The organism is Escherichia sp. WS568 (assembly GCF_046486085.1).
In the GTDB taxonomy this organism is placed as follows: Bacteria; Pseudomonadota; Gammaproteobacteria; order Enterobacterales; family Enterobacteriaceae; genus Escherichia; species Escherichia coli.
Genome location: NZ_JBJQMC010000023.1, coordinates 23542 through 41695, shown reverse-complemented (window position 1 = coordinate 41695; position 18154 = coordinate 23542). Strand labels below are relative to the sequence as shown.

16 protein-coding genes are annotated in these 18154 nt (G+C 51.8%); 4 read left to right on the top strand and 12 right to left on the bottom strand.

Annotated features, from left to right (window positions below; all coding sequences use genetic code 11):
- Positions 1-153 precede the first annotated feature (153 nt).
- Genes fdnG through fdnI form a run of 3 tightly spaced genes read left to right on the top strand, consistent with a single transcriptional unit; the run spans position 154 to position 4744 of the window.
- A complete protein-coding gene (fdnG, locus tag ACJHWR_RS20675; protein WP_012311994.1) occupies positions 154-3201 on the top strand; it encodes a formate dehydrogenase-N subunit alpha in 3048 nt (1015 codons plus the stop codon).
- 12 nt (positions 3202-3213) lie between these two features.
- Complete coding sequence (gene fdnH / locus ACJHWR_RS20670) at positions 3214-4098, top strand: formate dehydrogenase N subunit beta (RefSeq protein WP_001240581.1); 885 nt, start codon at positions 3214-3216, stop codon at positions 4096-4098.
- Positions 4091-4744, top strand: a complete 654-nt coding sequence (gene fdnI, locus ACJHWR_RS20665) for a formate dehydrogenase-N subunit gamma (RefSeq protein WP_000045648.1) — start codon at positions 4091-4093, stop codon at positions 4742-4744. The genes fdnH and fdnI overlap by 8 nt, the downstream gene beginning before the upstream one ends.
- A gap of 50 nt (positions 4745-4794) precedes the next feature.
- Here the strand turns inward: fdnI and ACJHWR_RS20660 are convergent, their stop codons facing one another.
- From ACJHWR_RS20660 to bdm, 5 genes are all read right to left on the bottom strand, one after another.
- Positions 4795-5079: a HigA family addiction module antitoxin gene (locus ACJHWR_RS20660; protein WP_000781370.1), complete on the bottom strand. Its 285-nt coding sequence runs from the start codon at positions 5077-5079 to the stop codon at positions 4795-4797.
- A gap of 145 nt (positions 5080-5224) precedes the next feature.
- Entirely contained in the window at positions 5225-6235 is a 1011-nt protein-coding gene (adhP, locus tag ACJHWR_RS20655; protein ID WP_000642407.1) for an alcohol dehydrogenase AdhP, read from the bottom strand.
- Positions 6236-6368: 133 nt separating this feature from the next.
- Positions 6369-8066, bottom strand: a complete 1698-nt coding sequence (maeA, locus tag ACJHWR_RS20650; protein ID WP_000433471.1) for a malate dehydrogenase — start codon at positions 8064-8066, stop codon at positions 6369-6371.
- A 156-nt stretch (positions 8067-8222) separates the two neighbouring features.
- A complete protein-coding gene (sra, locus tag ACJHWR_RS20645; RefSeq protein ID WP_000841554.1) occupies positions 8223-8360 on the bottom strand; it encodes a stationary-phase-induced ribosome-associated protein in 138 nt (45 codons plus the stop codon).
- 101 nt (positions 8361-8461) lie between these two features.
- Positions 8462-8677 (bottom strand): biofilm-dependent modulation protein, encoded by a 216-nt coding sequence (gene bdm, locus ACJHWR_RS20640; protein WP_000495766.1) that lies wholly within the window; start codon positions 8675-8677, stop codon positions 8462-8464.
- Positions 8678-9021: 344 nt separating this feature from the next.
- Between bdm and osmC the strand changes: the two genes are divergently transcribed.
- A complete protein-coding gene (gene osmC / locus ACJHWR_RS20635; RefSeq protein ID WP_000152305.1) occupies positions 9022-9453 on the top strand; it encodes a peroxiredoxin OsmC in 432 nt (143 codons plus the stop codon).
- 55 nt (positions 9454-9508) lie between these two features.
- Here osmC and ACJHWR_RS20630 read toward each other — a convergent pair whose 3' ends face one another.
- From ACJHWR_RS20630 to dosP, 7 genes are all read right to left on the bottom strand, one after another.
- On the bottom strand, positions 9509-10435 hold the full coding sequence (locus ACJHWR_RS20630; protein ID WP_001285547.1) for an ABC transporter ATP-binding protein: 927 nt from the start codon (positions 10433-10435) through the stop codon (positions 9509-9511).
- The gene (locus tag ACJHWR_RS20625; RefSeq protein ID WP_000193515.1) at positions 10428-11414 is read right to left on the bottom strand and encodes an ABC transporter ATP-binding protein; all 987 of its coding nucleotides are present in this window, start codon (positions 11412-11414) and stop codon (positions 10428-10430) included. Before ACJHWR_RS20625 ends, ACJHWR_RS20630 begins: the two co-directional genes overlap by 8 nt.
- Positions 11411-12307, bottom strand: a complete 897-nt coding sequence (gene ddpC, locus ACJHWR_RS20620) for a D,D-dipeptide ABC transporter permease (protein ID WP_000979593.1) — start codon at positions 12305-12307, stop codon at positions 11411-11413. The genes ACJHWR_RS20625 and ddpC overlap by 4 nt, the downstream gene beginning before the upstream one ends.
- Positions 12304-13326 carry an ABC transporter permease gene (locus ACJHWR_RS20615; RefSeq protein ID WP_000145126.1) on the bottom strand — a complete coding sequence of 341 codons (1023 nt, stop codon included), beginning with the start codon at positions 13324-13326 and terminating at the stop codon, positions 12304-12306. The genes ddpC and ACJHWR_RS20615 overlap by 4 nt, the downstream gene beginning before the upstream one ends.
- A 1-nt stretch (position 13327) precedes the next feature.
- Positions 13328-14878, bottom strand: coding sequence for an ABC transporter substrate-binding protein (locus tag ACJHWR_RS20610; protein ID WP_000830499.1), 1551 nt, complete (start codon positions 14876-14878; stop codon positions 13328-13330).
- Between the two features lie 13 nt (positions 14879-14891).
- Entirely contained in the window at positions 14892-15473 is a 582-nt protein-coding gene (gene ddpX / locus ACJHWR_RS20605) for a D-alanyl-D-alanine dipeptidase (RefSeq protein WP_001285858.1), read from the bottom strand.
- 257 nt (positions 15474-15730) lie between these two features.
- A complete protein-coding gene (gene dosP, locus ACJHWR_RS20600) occupies positions 15731-18130 on the bottom strand; it encodes an oxygen-sensing cyclic-di-GMP phosphodiesterase DosP (RefSeq protein ID WP_024175807.1) in 2400 nt (799 codons plus the stop codon).
- Positions 18131-18154: the final 24 nt, after the last annotated feature.

Below are 18154 nucleotides of genomic sequence, written 5' to 3'. Positions count from 1 at the left end.
GGTGCGTTTTTCTACCGCTATTGAGGTAGGTCAATTTGCGCAGGCGGATTATTTTGTGGCAAACACGTGTTCTTTTTGATTTCGCGCAAAAAGATTCAGAATTTTACTGTTAGTTTCCTCGCGCAGTAATACCCCTGAAAAAAGAGGAAAGCAATGGACGTCAGTCGCAGACAATTTTTTAAAATCTGCGCGGGCGGTATGGCTGGAACAACAGTAGCGGCATTGGGCTTTGCCCCAAAGCAAGCACTGGCTCAGGCGCGAAACTACAAATTATTACGCGCTAAAGAGATCCGTAACACCTGCACATACTGTTCCGTAGGTTGCGGGCTATTGATGTATAGCCTGGGTGATGGCGCGAAAAACGCCAGAGAAGCGATTTATCACATTGAAGGTGACCCGGATCATCCGGTAAGCCGTGGTGCGCTGTGCCCGAAAGGGGCCGGTTTGCTGGATTACGTCAACAGCGAAAACCGTCTGCGCTACCCGGAATATCGTGCGCCAGGTTCTGATAAATGGCAGCGTATTAGCTGGGATGAAGCATTCTCCCGTATTGCGAAGCTGATGAAAGCTGACCGTGACGCTAACTTTATTGAAAAGAACGAGCAGGGCGTAACGGTAAACCGTTGGCTTTCTACCGGTATGCTGTGTGCCTCCGGTGCCAGCAACGAAACCGGGATGCTGACTCAAAAATTTGCCCGCTCCCTCGGGATGCTGGCGGTAGACAACCAGGCGCGCGTCTGACACGGACCAACGGTAGCAAGTCTTGCTCCAACATTTGGTCGCGGTGCGATGACCAACCACTGGGTGGATATCAAAAACGCTAACGTCGTGATGGTGATGGGCGGTAACGCTGCTGAAGCACATCCCGTCGGTTTCCGCTGGGCGATGGAAGCGAAAAACAACAACGATGCAACCTTGATCGTTGTCGATCCCCGTTTTACGCGTACCGCTTCTGTGGCGGATATTTACGCACCTATTCGTTCCGGTACGGACATTACGTTCCTGTCTGGCGTTTTGCGCTACCTGATCGAAAACAACAAAATCAACGCCGAATATGTTAAGCATTACACCAACGCCAGCCTGCTGGTGCGTGATGATTTTGCTTTCGAAGACGGTCTGTTCAGCGGCTACGACGCTGAAAAACGGCAATACGATAAATCGTCCTGGAACTATCAGTTCGATGAAAACGGCTATGCGAAACGCGATGAAACACTGACTCATCCGCGCTGTGTGTGGAACCTGCTGAAAGCGCACGTTTCCCGCTACACGCCGGACGTAGTAGAAAACATTTGCGGTACGCCAAAAGCCGACTTCCTGAAAGTGTGTGAAGTGCTGGCCTCCACCAGCGCACCGGATCGCACAACCACCTTCCTGTACGCGCTGGGCTGGACGCAGCACACCGTGGGTGCGCAGAACATCCGTACGATGGCGATGATCCAGTTGCTGCTCGGTAACATGGGTATGGCCGGTGGCGGCGTGAACGCATTGCGTGGTCACTCCAACATTCAGGGCCTGACTGACTTAGGCCTGCTCTCTACCAGCCTGCCAGGTTATCTGACGCTACCGTCAGAAAAACAGGTTGATTTGCAGTCGTATCTGGAAGCGAATACGCCGAAAGCGACGCTGGCTGATCAGGTGAACTACTGGAGCAACTATCCGAAGTTCTTCGTTAGCCTGATGAAATCTTTCTACGGCGATGCCGCGCAGAAAGAGAACAACTGGGGCTACGACTGGCTGCCGAAGTGGGACCAGACCTACGACGTCATCAAGTATTTCAACATGATGGACGAAGGCAAAGTCACCGGTTATTTCTGCCAGGGCTTTAACCCGGTTGCGTCCTTCCCGGACAAAAACAAAGTGGTGAGCTGCCTGAGCAAGCTGAAGTACATGGTGGTAATCGATCCGCTGGTGACTGAAACTTCTACCTTCTGGCAGAACCACGGCGAGTCGAACGATGTCGATCCGGCGTCTATTCAGACTGAAGTATTCCGTCTGCCTTCGACCTGCTTTGCTGAAGAAGATGGTTCTATCGCTAACTCCGGTCGCTGGTTGCAGTGGCACTGGAAAGGTCAGGACGCGCCGGGCGAAGCGCGTAACGACGGCGAAATTCTGGCGGGTATCTACCATCATCTGCGCGAGCTGTACCAGGCCGAAGGTGGTAAAGGCGTAGAACCGCTGATGAAGATGAGCTGGAACTACAAGCAGCCGCACGAACCGCAATCTGACGAAGTAGCTAAAGAGAACAACGGCTACGCGCTGGAAGATCTCTATGATGCCAATGGCGTGCTGATTGCGAAGAAAGGTCAGTTGCTGAGTAGCTTTGCGCATCTGCGTGATGACGGTACAACCGCATCGTCTTGCTGGATCTACACCGGTAGCTGGACAGAGCAGGGCAACCAGATGGCTAACCGCGATAACTCCGACCCATCTGGTCTGGGGAATACGCTGGGATGGGCCTGGGCGTGGCCGCTCAACCGTCGCGTACTCTACAACCGTGCTTCGGCGGATATCAACGGTAAACCGTGGGATCCGAAACGGATGCTGATCCAGTGGAACGGCAGCAAGTGGACGGGTAACGATATTCCGGACTTCGGCAATGCCGCGCCAGGTACACCAACCGGACCGTTTATCATGCAGCCGGAAGGGATGGGACGCCTGTTTGCCATCAACAAAATGGCGGAAGGTCCGTTCCCGGAACACTACGAGCCAATCGAAACGCCGCTGGGCACTAACCCGCTGCATCCGAACGTGGTGTCTAACCCGGTCGTTCGTCTGTATGAACAAGACGCGCTGCGGATGGGTAAAAAAGAGCAGTTCCCGTATGTGGGTACGACCTATCGTCTGACCGAGCACTTCCACACATGGACCAAGCACGCGTTGCTCAACGCAATTGCTCAGCCGGAACAGTTTGTGGAAATCAGCGAAACGCTGGCGGCGGCGAAAGGCATTAATAATGGCGATCGTGTCACTGTCTCAAGCAAGCGTGGCTTTATCCGCGCGGTGGCGGTGGTAACGCGCCGTCTGAAACCGCTGAATGTAAACGGTCAGCAGGTTGAAACGGTGGGTATTCCGATCCACTGGGGCTTTGAGGGTGTCGCGCGTAAAGGTTATATCGCTAACACTCTGACGCCGAATGTCGGTGATGCAAACTCGCAAACGCCGGAATATAAAGCGTTCTTAGTCAACATCGAGAAGGCGTAAGGGGGCGAACAGATGGCTATGGAAACGCAGGACATTATCAAAAGGTCCGCAACTAACTCCATCACGCCGCCTTCTCAGGTGCGTGATTACAAAGCAGAAGTCGCGAAACTTATCGACGTTTCCACCTGTATCGGTTGTAAAGCCTGTCAGGTGGCGTGTTCGGAGTGGAACGACATCCGTGATGAAGTGGGGCACTGCGTCGGGGTTTACGATAACCCCGCCGATCTGAGCGCCAAGTCCTGGACTGTGATGCGCTTTAGCGAAACCGAACAGAACGGCAAGCTGGAGTGGCTGATCCGTAAAGACGGCTGTATGCACTGTGAAGATCCGGGCTGCCTGAAGGCGTGCCCGTCTGCTGGTGCAATCATTCAGTACGCTAACGGGATTGTCGATTTCCAGTCGGAAAACTGCATCGGCTGTGGTTACTGCATTGCCGGGTGTCCGTTTAATATTCCGCGCCTCAACAAAGAGGATAACCGGGTATATAAATGCACGCTCTGCGTCGATCGCGTCAGCGTCGGCCAGGAACCGGCTTGTGTGAAAACCTGTCCGACCGGGGCTATCCACTTCGGCACCAAGAAGGAGATGCTGGAGCTGGCGGAACAGCGCGTGGCGAAACTGAAAGCGCGTGGTTACGAACATGCTGGCGTCTACAACCCGGAAGGGGTCGGTGGTACGCACGTCATGTACGTGTTGCATCACGCCGATCAGCCGGAGCTGTATCACGGTCTGCCGAAAGATCCGAAGATCGACACATCGGTGAACTTGTGGAAAGGCGCGTTGAAACCGCTGGCAGCGGCTGGCTTTATCGCCACTTTTGCCGGGTTGATTTTCCACTACATCGGTATTGGCCCGAATAAGGAAGTGGACGATGACGAGGAGGAGCATCATGAGTAAGTCGAAAATGATTGTGCGCACCAAGTTTATTGATCGCGCCTGTCACTGGACCGTGGTGATTTGCTTCTTCCTGGTGGCGCTGTCCGGGATTTCGTTCTTCTTCCCGACGCTGCAATGGCTGACGCAAACCTTCGGTACGCCGCAGATGGGACGCATTTTGCACCCGTTCTTCGGCATTGCGATTTTCGTCGCGCTGATGTTTATGTTTGTGCGTTTTGTGCATCACAACATCCCGGATAAGAAAGATATTCCGTGGCTGTTGAACATTGTCGAAGTATTAAAAGGCAATGAGCACAAAGTGGCGGATGTTGGTAAGTACAACGCCGGGCAGAAGATGATGTTCTGGTCGATCATGAGCATGATTTTCGTGCTGCTGGTGACCGGGGTGATTATCTGGCGTCCGTACTTTGCGCAGTACTTCCCGATGCAGGTTGTTCGCTACAGCCTGCTGATTCACGCGGCTGCGGGTATCATCCTGATCCACGCCATCCTGATCCATATGTATATGGCATTCTGGGTGAAAGGATCGATTAAAGGGATGATCGAAGGGAAGGTGAGCCGTCGCTGGGCGAAGAAACACCATCCGCGCTGGTATCGTGAAATCGAGAAGGCAGAAGCGAAAAAAGAGAGTGAAGAAGGGATATAATCTCTTTTGAACTTTAAGCTGAAAATGGCGCTTTAAGAAGCGCCATTTTTTTATTGCGTAACCAGACGGCGCAGTCGCGACACATCCACCGTTTTTTCAGCCTCTGCCAGGCTCCAGGCGTTTTGCAGATTCAGCCACATTTGCGGCGAACTGCCGATCACCACGGAAAGTTTAATTGCCATTTCTGGCGTCAAAGCTGCTTTTCCGGTCAGCAATCGGCTTGCCGTTGAGGGAGCAATTTCCATTGCTCTGGCAAACTCGCGCAGGCTGACATTAAGTTCGTCCAGTGATTCCTGAATAATGTCCCCCGGGCGGGGATGATTGGCCATTTTCATCAGTGTCTTTACTCTCAGTAGCGTTCCTTCACCAGGAGCACTATCATTATTGTTCCTTCCTACGCAACAATAATCCACTTAGCCATTTCATGTTGGAGAGTGTGCGATGCTGCGACCCGAACATGGCAGTCGCAGCAAAGGCCTCTTAGCGGCGGAAATCAATCACCATACGGCCACGGATTTTGCCTTCTTCCATCTCAGTAAAGATTGTGTTGATGTCCGCTAACGGACGCAGGGCGACCTTCGGTACCACTTTGCCTTCGGCGGCAAACTGGAAGGCTTCAGTTAAATCCTGGCGCGTGCCGACCAGCGAACCGACCACTTCAATACCATCCAGCACAAGGCGTGGGATATCCAGGCTCATAGACTCCGGCGGCAGACCGACTGCCACAACACGCCCGCCTGCACGGACAGCATCAACTGCCGAGTTAAACGCAGCTTTAGCTACCGCTGTCACCACCGCAGCGTGAGCGCCACCGGTTTTTTCCTGCACAATTTTGGCGGCGTCTTCGGTGCGTGAGTTAATCGCTAAATCAGCGCCCATTTCGGTTGCCAGTTTTAACTGCTCATCATTGACATCAATGGCGATCACTTTGGCGTTAAAGACATTCTTCGCGTATTGCAGGGCGAGGTTACCCAGACCGCCAAGACCGTAGATAGCAATCCACTGCCCTGGACGAATTTTTGACAGCTTAACGGCTTTGTAGGTGGTGACCCCCGCACAGGTAATGCTGCTGGCCGCCGCCGAGTCCAGGCCATCCGGCACTTTAACCGCGTAATCGGCGACCACGATGCATTCTTCAGCCATCCCGCCATCAACGCTGTATCCGGCATTTTTTACTGAACGGCAGAGCGTTTCGTTACCACTGTTACAGTATTCGCAATGACCGCATCCTTCATAGAACCACGCCACGCTGGCACGATCGCCTGGTTTTAATGAAGTGACACCTGGGCCAACTTCTGCCACCACACCAATACCTTCGTGTCCCAGAATCACGCCGGTTTTGTCACCAAAATCGCCATTCTTAACATGAAGATCGGTATGACATACACCACAACACTCCATTTTCAGCAGGGCTTCGCCATGTTTCAGTGAGCGCAGTGTTTTATCCGTAACGTCAACATGATGATCCTTCGTAACAACTGCAGCCTTCATAGTTCCTCCTTTTCGGATGATGTTCTGCATAGCAGGTGAGGCAAATGAGATTTATTCGCCACTACCCAGTATGGATGAGATCTGAAAAAGGGAGAGGGAAATTGCCCGGTAGCCTTCACTACCGGGCGCAGGCTTAGATGGAGGTACGGCGGTAGTCGCGGTATTCGGCTTGCCAGAAATTATCATCAATGGCCTGTTGCAGAGCTTCGGCGGAGGTTTTCACCGCCACGCCTTGCTGCTGCGCCATTTTGCCAACCGCAAACGCAATTGCGCGGGAGACTTTCTGTATATCTTTCAGTTCCGGTAGTACCAGACCTTCGCCGTTCAGGACCAGCGGCGAATACTGAGCAAGCGTTTCACTTGCCGACATCAGCATTTCATCGGTGATACGTGACGCGCCGGAAGCAATAACACCCAGCCCGATGCCCGGGAAAATAAAGGCGTTATTACACTGGGCGATAGGGTAGATTTTATCTTTCCATACCACTGGATTAAATGGACTGCCAGTGGCGACCAGCGCGTTACCTTCAGTCCAGGCGATAATGTCCTGCGGTGTTGCTTCGACGCGTGAAGTCGGGTTAGACAGCGGCATCACGATCGGACGCGGACAGTGTTTATGCATCTCACGGATGATCTCTTCCGTAAACAGCCCGGTCTGTCCTGAGACGCCAATCAGAATATCTGGTTTTACATTGCGCACCACATCCAGCAGTGACAGCACATCGCTGTCGGTATCCCAGTCACTGAGGTTTTCGCGTTTCTGCACCAGTTTGGTCTGGAAAGGCAGCAGGTTCGGCATCTTGTCGGTCAGCAGGCCAAAGCGATCGACCATAAAGACTTTCTGCCGCGCCGTTTCCTCGCTTAATCCTTCACGCTGAGTCTGGGCAATGATCATTTCGGCAATCCCGCACCCCGCAGAGCCTGCGCCGAGGAAGACAATCTTTTTCTCGCTCAGTTGACCACCCGCCGCGCGGCTGGCTGCGATCAGTGTGCCGACCGTTACCGCCGCGGTGCCCTGAATGTCATCGTTAAAAGAACAAATTTCATTGCGATAGCGGTTAAGTAACGGCATCGCATTTTTTTGTGCGAAGTCTTCAAACTGCAACAGTACGTCCGGCCAGCGTTGTTTCACAGCCTGGATAAATTCATCAACGAATTCATAGTATTCGTCGTCAGTGATACGCGGATTACGCCAGCCCATATACAGCGGATCGTTAAGCAGCTGTTGGTTGTTCGTCCCGACATCCAGCACCACCGGAAGGGTATACGCCGGGCTGATGCCGCCACAGGCGGTATAGAGTGACAGTTTACCGATCGGAATGCCCATCCCTCCGATGCCCTGGTCACCAAGCCCCAGAATACGTTCGCCGTCAGTCACCACAATCACTTTGATATTATGGTTTGGTACGTTTTGCAGAATATCGTCCATATTGTGGCGGTTCTGGTAAGAGATAAACACACCGCGTGAACGGCGGTAGATCTCAGAAAAACGCTCACAGGCTGCGCCGACGGTTGGGGTGTAAATGACTGGCATCATCTCATCAAGATGATTGTTTACCAGACGGTAGAAGAGGGTTTCGTTAGTGTCCTGGATGTTACGCAGGTAGATGTGTTTGTCGATTTCGGTTTTGAATCCCTGATACTGGATCCATGCTCGTTCCGCTTGTTCTTCGATGGTTTCGACCACTTCCGGCAGTAACCCCAGCAGGTTGAAGTTACGGCGTTCTTCCATGCTGAAGGCGCTGCCTTTATTCAACAACGGAAATTCCAGCAATACAGGGCCAGCGTAAGGGATATAAAGCGAACGCTGTTTTTTTGTTTTTGGTTCCATGTCACTCACTCTTTTTTGAATATCCATCCCTGGCACGCTTTTATCGTCTTTGCTTTACCGCCAGGGCGTCGGCCCCAAGTATAAAGCAGATAAAAACAAAAACACCATTGCGCAGGCAATGGTGTTTAATCGTCATTGAGGACTGATGGTTATGAATTACTTTTCAGCGGGGCGTTTTCTGCCGGTTGGGTTATTTACCACGCTGGATTTGTCACCTTCAGTAACTATTTTGCGCTGGTTAGATATTTTATGGTCCAGTCCAAGAATATGACGTGCCTGACGGTTCGATTTCATTTTAACTCCTCAATCCTGTTGCTAGTTTTAAGGACAACATCGCCGTAGCGAAGAAACACGTGCTAAACCCCTAAATTAGGTTGCCGATCAAGCATAGCACCTTAAAGTGTAGGGTGCTGGCCACTGACCACATAATTGATCGTTTGCTGGTAGATATCACTGAGGATGTCGTTATCAGAAGCTTCCACCCATTTGGTCAGCTCCATGAGAATGTCATCTTCAGTGACAACACCGTGCTCTGCCCGAAGGCCTTGCTCAATGGCATTAACCAGAGCGGGTTCTGCTGTTGAATTTTCTGCCTGATAATAAGTAAACATAGTGATTCTCCGTGTCTGTGTATTTATGGTGTCTGCTACGGATCGCAGATTTATAAAGCACATTCAGCATGGCAAATATTTGCCGCTTCGTTGTTAAGATTAGTCCTGGTTGATAATTTTTATATTTTAACCCCATGATATTGATAGGTATTATTATTGTGGTGAGTTGAATGATATTGATGCAATATCTCTTGATATATATATTCCCGGTAATCTATTGTGGGAATTTAATTTAAGTGCAGAAGTAATATTTTCGCCGGATTTTATTCGGAATAACCTGCTTATCCTCGTGCGGTTTCTCACGTAGTCTATAATTTCCTTTTTAAGCCCACAGGAGAGCAACAATGACAATCCATAAGAAAGGTCAGGCACACTGGGAAGGCGATATCAAACGCGGGAAGGGAACTGTATCCACCGAGAGCGGCGTGCTGAACCAACAGCCGTATGGATTTAACACGCGTTTTGAAGGCGAAAAAGGAACCAACCCTGAAGAACTGATTGGCGCAGCGCATGCCGCATGTTTCTCAATGGCGCTTTCATTAATGCTGGGGGAAGCGGGATTCACGCCAACATCGATTGATACCACCGCCGATGTGTCGCTGGATAAAGTGGATGCCGGTTTTGCGATTACTAAAATCGCACTGAAAAGCGAAGTTGCGGTGCCGGGTATTGATGCCTCTACTTTTGACGGCATTATCCAGAAAGCAAAAGCAGGATGCCCGGTTTCTCAGGTACTGAAAGCTGAAATTACGCTTGATTACCAGTTGAAATCATAAAGCGTTGCCGTATGACGCGTCAGGCGCGTGATTGCCTGATGCGTTGTTAGCGTCTCTACAGCGCCCGCCAGCACCGGATCTCACGTCCGTCCTCCCTTATTGTTAATGATTGCCGGACTTCACACCCGTGGGTTGCCAGAGGGCAACGTTCGCAGAAAAAACAGCCTTGTGGCAACGTGCGGTTTCCTGGTAGATCCGTTTTACGTAATGCCCATTCTTCCTCCAGCGGTTTATCAATGGCGGGGAGGGAATCCAGCAATAATCGGGTGTATGGATGTGCCGGAGCTGTCAGCACCTGTTGCGCGTCTCCTAATTCCACAATCTGTCCGAGATACATCACCGCCACCCGATCGCTCATATGACGTATCACGGAGACATTGTGTGAAATCAGCACATAAGTCAGCTCGCGATTTTCCTGTAGCGTTACCAGTAAATTGAGGATCTGCGCCTGCACGGAGATATCCAGCGCCGAGGTTGGTTCATCAAGCACAATCACGTCAGGCTGCGAAGAGAGTGCTCTGGCAATGGCGATACGTTGCCGCTGCCCGCCTGAGAACGCATGAGGCAAGCGATCGAGATACTCCGGACGAATACCCACCTGCACAGCCAGCTCCTCTGCCAACGCTCGCCGCTGTTGTTCACTACTACGCTTAGCAATCCAGAGCGGTTCCGTGATGATGCGCCACACCGGTAAGCGCGGATTAAGCGAAGAGAGCGGGTCCTGAAACACCATCTGCATAATGCGTTGTGATCCTGAACGGATGTACTGCCCGTGGCTCGGTTGCAGCATACCCATTAAAAGCTGTGCGAGGGTGCTTTTGCCGCAGCCTGACTCACCGACGATCCCTAAGGTTTCACCACGACGGATCTGTAAATCAATACCATTGATGGCATGAACATGTTCCGTAGTTTTACCAAGCCAGTTTTTTCGGGCAGGGAAATTGATATGGACGTCGCGTAACGTTAATAACGTATCAGACACTAATGACCTCCTGCTGCGGATACCAACAGGCGCAGCGGTGGTTGTTGTCACCACACGCTGTCAGCGCCGGGACGTTTTCACACTGTGTACCTGCCGCATAGCAACGATCGCGAAAAGCGCAGCCGTCAGGCAAATGGGTGAGGTTTGGTACCGTCCCCGGAATAGCGGGTAATGGCTGGCGCGGTATTCCATGTTCCGGTGCGCATTGCAGCAAACCAATGGTATACGGATGCCGGGGATGATGGATAACGTCTGCCGTCACGCCGCTCTCAATCACGCTTCCGGCATACATCACGTAAACGCTATCGCACAGTTGCGACACCACGGCCATATCATGGCTGATGAACAGTACCGCAGTTCCACTGGCGCGGGCTTTATGTTTAAGCAGACGCAGTACCTGCAACTGTACCGTGACGTCCAGCGCCGTAGTCGGTTCGTCGGCAATAATCAATTGCGGCTCGCAGGAGAATGCCAGCGCAATCATTACCCGCTGGCGCATACCACCTGAAAGCTCAAACGGATAGCGCGACATAACTTCCACGGCATCCGGGATTTGCATCTCTTCCAGCAGGGCAATCGCTTTAGCTCTGGCTTCCCGACGACTTATTGGTTGATGATGGCGGATCACGTCCATCATCTGAAGACCTATTCGACGTGTCGGATTGAGGGCGGTCATCGGTTCCTGAAAGATCATCGCCACTCGTGCGCCGCGCCACTGACGAAGCTGCTTTTCCCGAGCGTTAAGAACATCTTCTCCCAGCAGTGAAATATGTCCCCGATGTACGCAATAACTGCCCGTCGGTAGCAGACGCATAATCAACATTGCAGTGACTGATTTACCCGAGCCGGATTCTCCCACCAGACCGACAATTTCACCGCGGTTGATTTTCAATGACACATTGTTGAGCGCGTGAACGTCGCCGTTAAAACCGGGGAAACTCAAATGCAGTTGTTGAATGTCCAGAACGGGTTGAGTCATGACTGCTTTCCTCCTGCTTTCGGGTCAAGCAGATCGCGAATACCATCGCCAAAGAGATTAAACCCGACGGCGGTAAGCAAAATCGCTGCCCCCGGAAATGCGCAATACCACCATTGATCGAGCACATAGTTGCGACCATTCGCCACCATCGCCCCCCATTCAGCACTCGGTTGTTGAGCACCAAGGCCAATAAATCCCAACGTGGCGGCCATTAAAATCGCGCTACCGATATCCAGCGATGCCTGCACAATCAGCGGCGGCAGGGAGTTACGTAAAATATGCCAGTTGATCAGATGCCAACGCGACGCACCAAAGGTTTTCGCCGCCTGAACATAGGTATACTGGCGAACAACTAATGTTTGCCCCCGCGCCAGGCGCACATAAAAGGGAATTCGTACAATAGCAATCGCCAGCATGGCGTTAAACAAACTCGGCCCGAGAGCGGCTGCCAGTGCCATTGTCAGTACCAGCGAAGGAATCGACAGCATAATGTCCATGATGCGCATGATAATCGCGTCTGCGCGTCCGCCAAGCACACCGGATAGACACCCGAGTAGCGACCCCATCATACCTGCAATGGCGACCACCACTAATCCGGCGAGAATTGATTGCTGACTGCCGACCAGTACGCGGCTGAACAGATCGCGTCCCACTTCATCGGTGCCAAACCAGTGCGCCGCAGAAGGCGGCAAAAGGCGGGCGGTTAAATCAATGGCGTTGGGATCATGCGTCGCCAGCCACGGTGAAAAAATCATCATCAATAGCATTAATACAATGATGACTGCGCCGGTCACGGTGAGCGGGCTGCCTTTCAGCATCCATACCAGTTTTGCACCGTTAAATCGCGTTTGTTTTGGTGGGCGCACGGCTGACGTTTCCTCGCTTAGCATCATTCACCACCTCCACGTCCGATACGCGGATCAATCCACAAATAGAGCAAATCCACCACCAGGTTCACCAGCACATAAGCAAACGAAACCACGACGGCAAAGCCCATCACTGCCGGGAAGTCGAGCGCCTGTATTGATGTTACTACCCATGCACCCATTCCGGGCCAGGCAAAAACGGTTTCGGTGAGCACTGCGCCATACAACAAATCGCCCAGTGCCAGTCCCAATACGGTAATCGAGGGGATCAACGCATTGGGTAGCGCATAACATAAAACGATATACCAGCCGGGCAAGCCGCTGGCCCGGGCGGTACGAATGTAGTCTTCACTCAATTGTTCCAGCATCGCTGAGCGGATCTGGCGGGCGACAATCCCCAGGTGAACGAACGCCAGCGTTAATGCCGGTAAGATAAGATGTTGCAACGCATTGAAGAAGACCTCACCGTTGCCTTCAAGCAGCGCATCGAGCAGATAAAAGCCGGTAACGTGCGTTGGTGGATCCAGCCAGTCATCAAGCCTTCCGCCGCCGGGAAGAATTTGCAGATGTCCATAAAACAGCACAATGACGCCCAGCCCAAGCCAGAACGCAGGTGTGGAGATTCCGGTAATGGCCATTATTCGCACCAGATGATCCAGCCAGCGATTTCGCCAGACTGCAGAGAGTATGCCCAGCGGGATGCCAATCAGAAGTGCCAGCAGCAGGGCACAAAAAGCCAGTTCCAGCGTCGCCGGGAAAAATATACGCAACTCTTCCAGCACCGGACGCCCGGTACGAATGGATGTTCCCAGATCACCCTGAAACAGATCGCTGACGTAGCGGTAAAACTGTACGTACAGTGGCTGGTCCAGCCCCAGTTGCTGGCGAATATTTTCCACGATGGCATCGCTGGCGCGGTCGCCAGCCAGCAACCGCGCCGGATCGCCGGGGATAAGATGCGAGATAATAAACGTAATTACGCAGACGCCCGCCACCACGAGCACCAGCCCCCAGCAGCGTTGGCGTAAAATGCTCCAGAAGGTCACGTTATTTACTCATGGTATTGATATTGAAGACCTGTTCCAGCATGGGATTGAACACAAAGCCTTTCACCTCTTTGTTCATCGCCAGTTGGTAGTTTTTCTGGAACAGATACACATAAGCAGCGTCATCAATGACGATTTTCTGTGCCTGCTGGTAGTCCCGGGTACGCTGCGTCTGGTCGGTGGTCGCTAGCGCATTGCGCAGTAACTTATCGACCTCACTGTTTTCATAGAACGAGCGGTTACCCGGCAGACCTTTTTTGTCGGACTCAAACCAGTAATTCATAAACATATACGGGTCGGCAAAATCCGGACTCCAGTTGCCAATCGCGATGTCGTAATCACCTTTACCCACTCTGTCGCGCATGGTGGCGTTCGCCAGCTTTTCCAGCTTCACATTGATGCCCAGCTTGTTGAGACTGGATTGTGTCGCCAGAGCAATAGGCTCCCAGTTCGGATCATTATCAGAATAGAGAAACGTCAGGCTGGTGGGTTTGCTCGTCACTTTATCCCATTCGGCTTTGGCTTTCGTTTCGTCATGGTTGTATTGCATTGCCGTCGCATCGTATCCCCACATGCCTTCCGGAATCGGGCCGCGCATTTGTTTTCCGTTACCACTCAGAATGCCGTTAACCATACCCTGATAATCGGTAGACCAGGAAATGGCCCGACGCAGATCCGCCTGATTAAGTGGCGCTTTGCTGTTATTCAGATACAGATAGGTGACGCGCAGTGACGGATACTCTGCCACATTGACTTTGTTTTCCTGCTTCAGTGCGTTGAGTTGATCCACCGGCAGCGCATCGGCAATGTCAATGTCGCCACGGGAGAGCTGCAGGCGACGGGAAGCACTTTCACCGATAATTTTTACCGATACCCGTTTGAAATTCGGTTTATTGCCGGGGTAATGCGGATTTGGCACCAGAACTAATTGCTGACCTTTTTGCCAGCTTTTCAGCATAAACGGTCCGGAGCCAGCGGTATTTTGCGCGAGGAAACCACGGGCATCATCCGCCGCATGCTCCTTTAAGACCGCCGGATTGATAATGGATGCACCGTCATTCGCCAGCGTGTAGAGGAACGGTGCGAATGGCTGGCTAAGGGTAAACCTCACTGTATGTTCGTCGGGAGCATCAATCTTTAAATCTTTGGGAAATGCTTCTGCTGGCCCCTGGCCGATTTTTAGTAACCGCTCAAAAGAGAGTTTTACTGCTTCGGCAGTGACAGGTGTGCCATCGGCAAATTTAGCGTCGTTTTTCAGGGTGAACGTCCACTCTTTTTGATCGTCAGACGCTTTCCAGCTACTTGCCAGATCGCCTTCAACGTCGGTTGAGCCTTTATCACCGTCCGTTTTGTACTGAACCAGTCGCTGATAAGACGGGTAGGTCACTGTCCAGTCGTTATTATCAATTGTCACCGCTGGGTCGAGGGTTTGTGGGTCGGCAGCTTTACCGATCACCAGCATATCTTTCGGTACGGCGGCGTGCGCAACCGGCATTGTTGTGGCAAGGACGATCGCGAGCAATGTAGGACGAAACAAAATCGATCTCTTCATGACAGTTTCCTGATTAACTGGCGTGCTGTGTGCCAGGGGATATAAAACAGGTGAATTGATCAGCGAGTAGTGGGTAACTCGCTGCCTGGGGTAATTCGAAGTGCCACCATTCGCTCGGGATACCGACAAAGCCACCGCCAGTCATAATCGCATTCAGCAACAGCCGATTGCGCTGAGCGGCTGGCGGGACGGAAGGGTGATAAGCATGGGAACGTTCGTGCATTTCATCGAACTCTGCACCCATATCCAGTATGTTCCCGTGCTCATCACGAAGCGTCAGGTCGATCGCCGTGCCACGGCTGTGATTAGAACCGACCGCCACATCAACAACATATTGCGGGTCTGGGCAGGCTTGCCACAACATCGCCTGTGCTTGTTGTGGGCGATACGCATCGTAAATCACCAGTTGTAAGCCTGACAGCTGGGCGATACTGATACTTTTCGCCAGCGCGGTAATCGCATCCTTGTGTAACAGACAACGCGCTTGCTGATAAATAGCTTTACCTGTGATGTTATCAGCGCAGGCGTATTTCAGTTCGATCTCCAGATCAGGGAAGGTCACGGCTAAATCAACCAGTTCGGTGGTATCCGACATAAACGGTTCCTGTATAAGACAAAAATTGCTGCGCTTTCCGCTTATGCAGATCTCATGCCATGCCGGGATAAGCGCCAGAATGCTGGCTTAAAGTTATATTTTTTAACTTTTGATCAACATTTGTGCAGCGTAGTGCAGTTTTGGTGCAAGAGGGGAAGTTAAGGAAGGAATCTCCCGGAATCGTAGCTGAAATCACAGTATTTAAGTGACAGTGTCACGTTAAAAGAAAACCCGCGAGTGCGGGCGAGAGGAAAATGTCAGATTTTCAGCGGTAACACGCTGCTCATCCAGCCTGGAATTTCTTCGGCGGGTAGGGGGCGGGAAAAGAAATATCCCTGAATAACGCGACAGTGGATCTTGCGTAGCATCTCAAATTGCTCTTTGGTTTCGACGCCTTCCGCCACGACGGTTAAATTAAGGCTTTGCCCAATGCTGGTAATGGCTTCAAGTAAGGCAAGGATGCGTTTTTCGGTCAGACAACGATCGACAAAACTTTTGTCAATTTTGATTTCCGTTACTGGAAGACTGACTAAGCGGGATAATCCGGAAAAGCCCGTGCCAAAATCATCTACCGATAAACCCACGCCCATATCGCGCAGGATCTGAATGCGCTTAAAGATTTCGGTATCGTGTTCCATCATCATGCTTTCCGTGATTTCTACCGTCAGCTGGTGGCCGTCAATACCCCAGGCTTGCATTGCATCAGACACCTGATTAGGCAGCTGATTACTGCGAAAGTGCAGCGCCGACAAGTTCACGGATAACGCCGGGATATGAATATTCTGGCTACGCCATTCTGCTAACTGACGGCAAGCTTCCGCGATGACCCAGCGTCCAATATTTTCGATTTCACCGATCTCTTCTGCGAGAGGAATAAACCGTGAAGGGGGCACATGACCATGCAGGGGATCGTGCCAGCGAGCAAGGGCTTCGATGCCGTACAGTTCACCCGTTTCTGCGAAGATTTGTGGCTGGTAAACCAGTTTCAGTTGGTTATTGCTAATTGCTTCTTTCAGCGCCGCGCCTAAAACCAAACGCTCTTTTACCATTTCGTTCATCGCCGGGCTGAAGAACTGCCAGCCGTTACCGCCATTTTTGCGAATAAAATCCATTGCATTGTGAGCAGTGGAGAGCAGGTAATCGCGGTTTTTACCCACGTCGTAGCTGATGCCAATGCTCAAGGTGAGCGGGAATGGTTTATCGTCAATCATTATCGGCTTGCTGACCACATTCCGTAGCTCATCGGCGATCTGCGTAATGTTACTGACGTCGTTTTCGAGGCTCACGAGGACAAACTGCGTACCTTCGATACGACAGAGATATTGATCCGGTTTGAGTTTTTCACGAAAGCGATTGACCACTTCCAGCAATGCCTGATCGGCCCACGCATAGCCAAGGCTATCAATCACATCCTGAATATGGTCAACACCGATGAGATACACCACTGGAGAGACGGCTTTGTCGACCAGGTCATCGAGGTAATTGTGCAGGTTATTGCGATTTGGCAGACCGGTCATCGGATCAAATTGGATGAGTTGTTCAATATGCTGACGGCTTTTTTCCTGTTCCAGCGCCAGCGCGGCCATATGCTGGCTGATATCTGCCACGCGTTCGATAAAGGCGCTGGTTTCTGCTCCTGACGAGGTTTTAATTTGCAGGATCCCCGCCGGCGCGCCATCACGCTGACGAATGGTCGCTGACCAGCTTTGCGCATTTTGAACTTCTGTACCGTGCGAAGATGACGCCCAGTGTATCGGCATCCCGTTGCGCAGCGCGTACAGCGAAACATGCGATTCGTTGAGTACAGATTCGATGTTACGACAAATGATTTCCCCCATTTCATGAAATGGCGGGCTGCTGCACATGGCGGCGAGAATATTGCCTTCAAGCTGGCGGATTTGCCGTTCTTCGGTGATATCCGAGAAGGTCATTACCAGGTTCTGCAGATGCGCGAGCACGTCATAAACCGGGCTGATAGAGGCTTTAATCCAGATTTTTTCACCGGTGCGCGTCAACAGCAGAAATTCATCCTGATCGCGGGCGGTTTTCCATAGCAACTGTTGTAAACGAATGCGGTTATCGGCAGGGAATTCAGGAATGTTAAGGAGTGAATCGGGCTGCATACCGCTGGCTTCGCTAATGCAGTAACCAAACATTTCGGTAAATGCGCGATTGCACTGCACAATATGGCGTTCCGGATCGAGGACAATCACCGGTCGGTCGAGATGGTCAACGGCAATAATCAATTGTCGGGTCTGTTCTTTTTGCGCCATTTCTACGCTGGCATCCCGTACCAGCGCCAGGTAATAAACTTTCCCCTCGGCGCTCACTTTCGATAGCGCAAAACGGGTCCAGATTTTACTGCCGTCTTTTTTCTCCAGCTGCAGCTCCCGACTCATCCCCTCGACGCGCGCTTTACCGCCTTCACGGTTATGACGAATGTATTCAGGATGCGCAGGACGCAAATCCCGCGGAATCAGCATATCAATGTTATTGCCAATGACTTCTTCACGTTTGTACCCCCAGAGCTTCTCTGCGGCGGGGTTGAAAAACATCACTTCATCATTTTCGTTAATTAACACCGCACCCATCATATTTTGCTCAAGGGCGGGGAAAAAAATGCCATCGGCGGCATTATCCGCATCGGTTAGCTTCATAATTACCTCTGCATCCTGACGCAT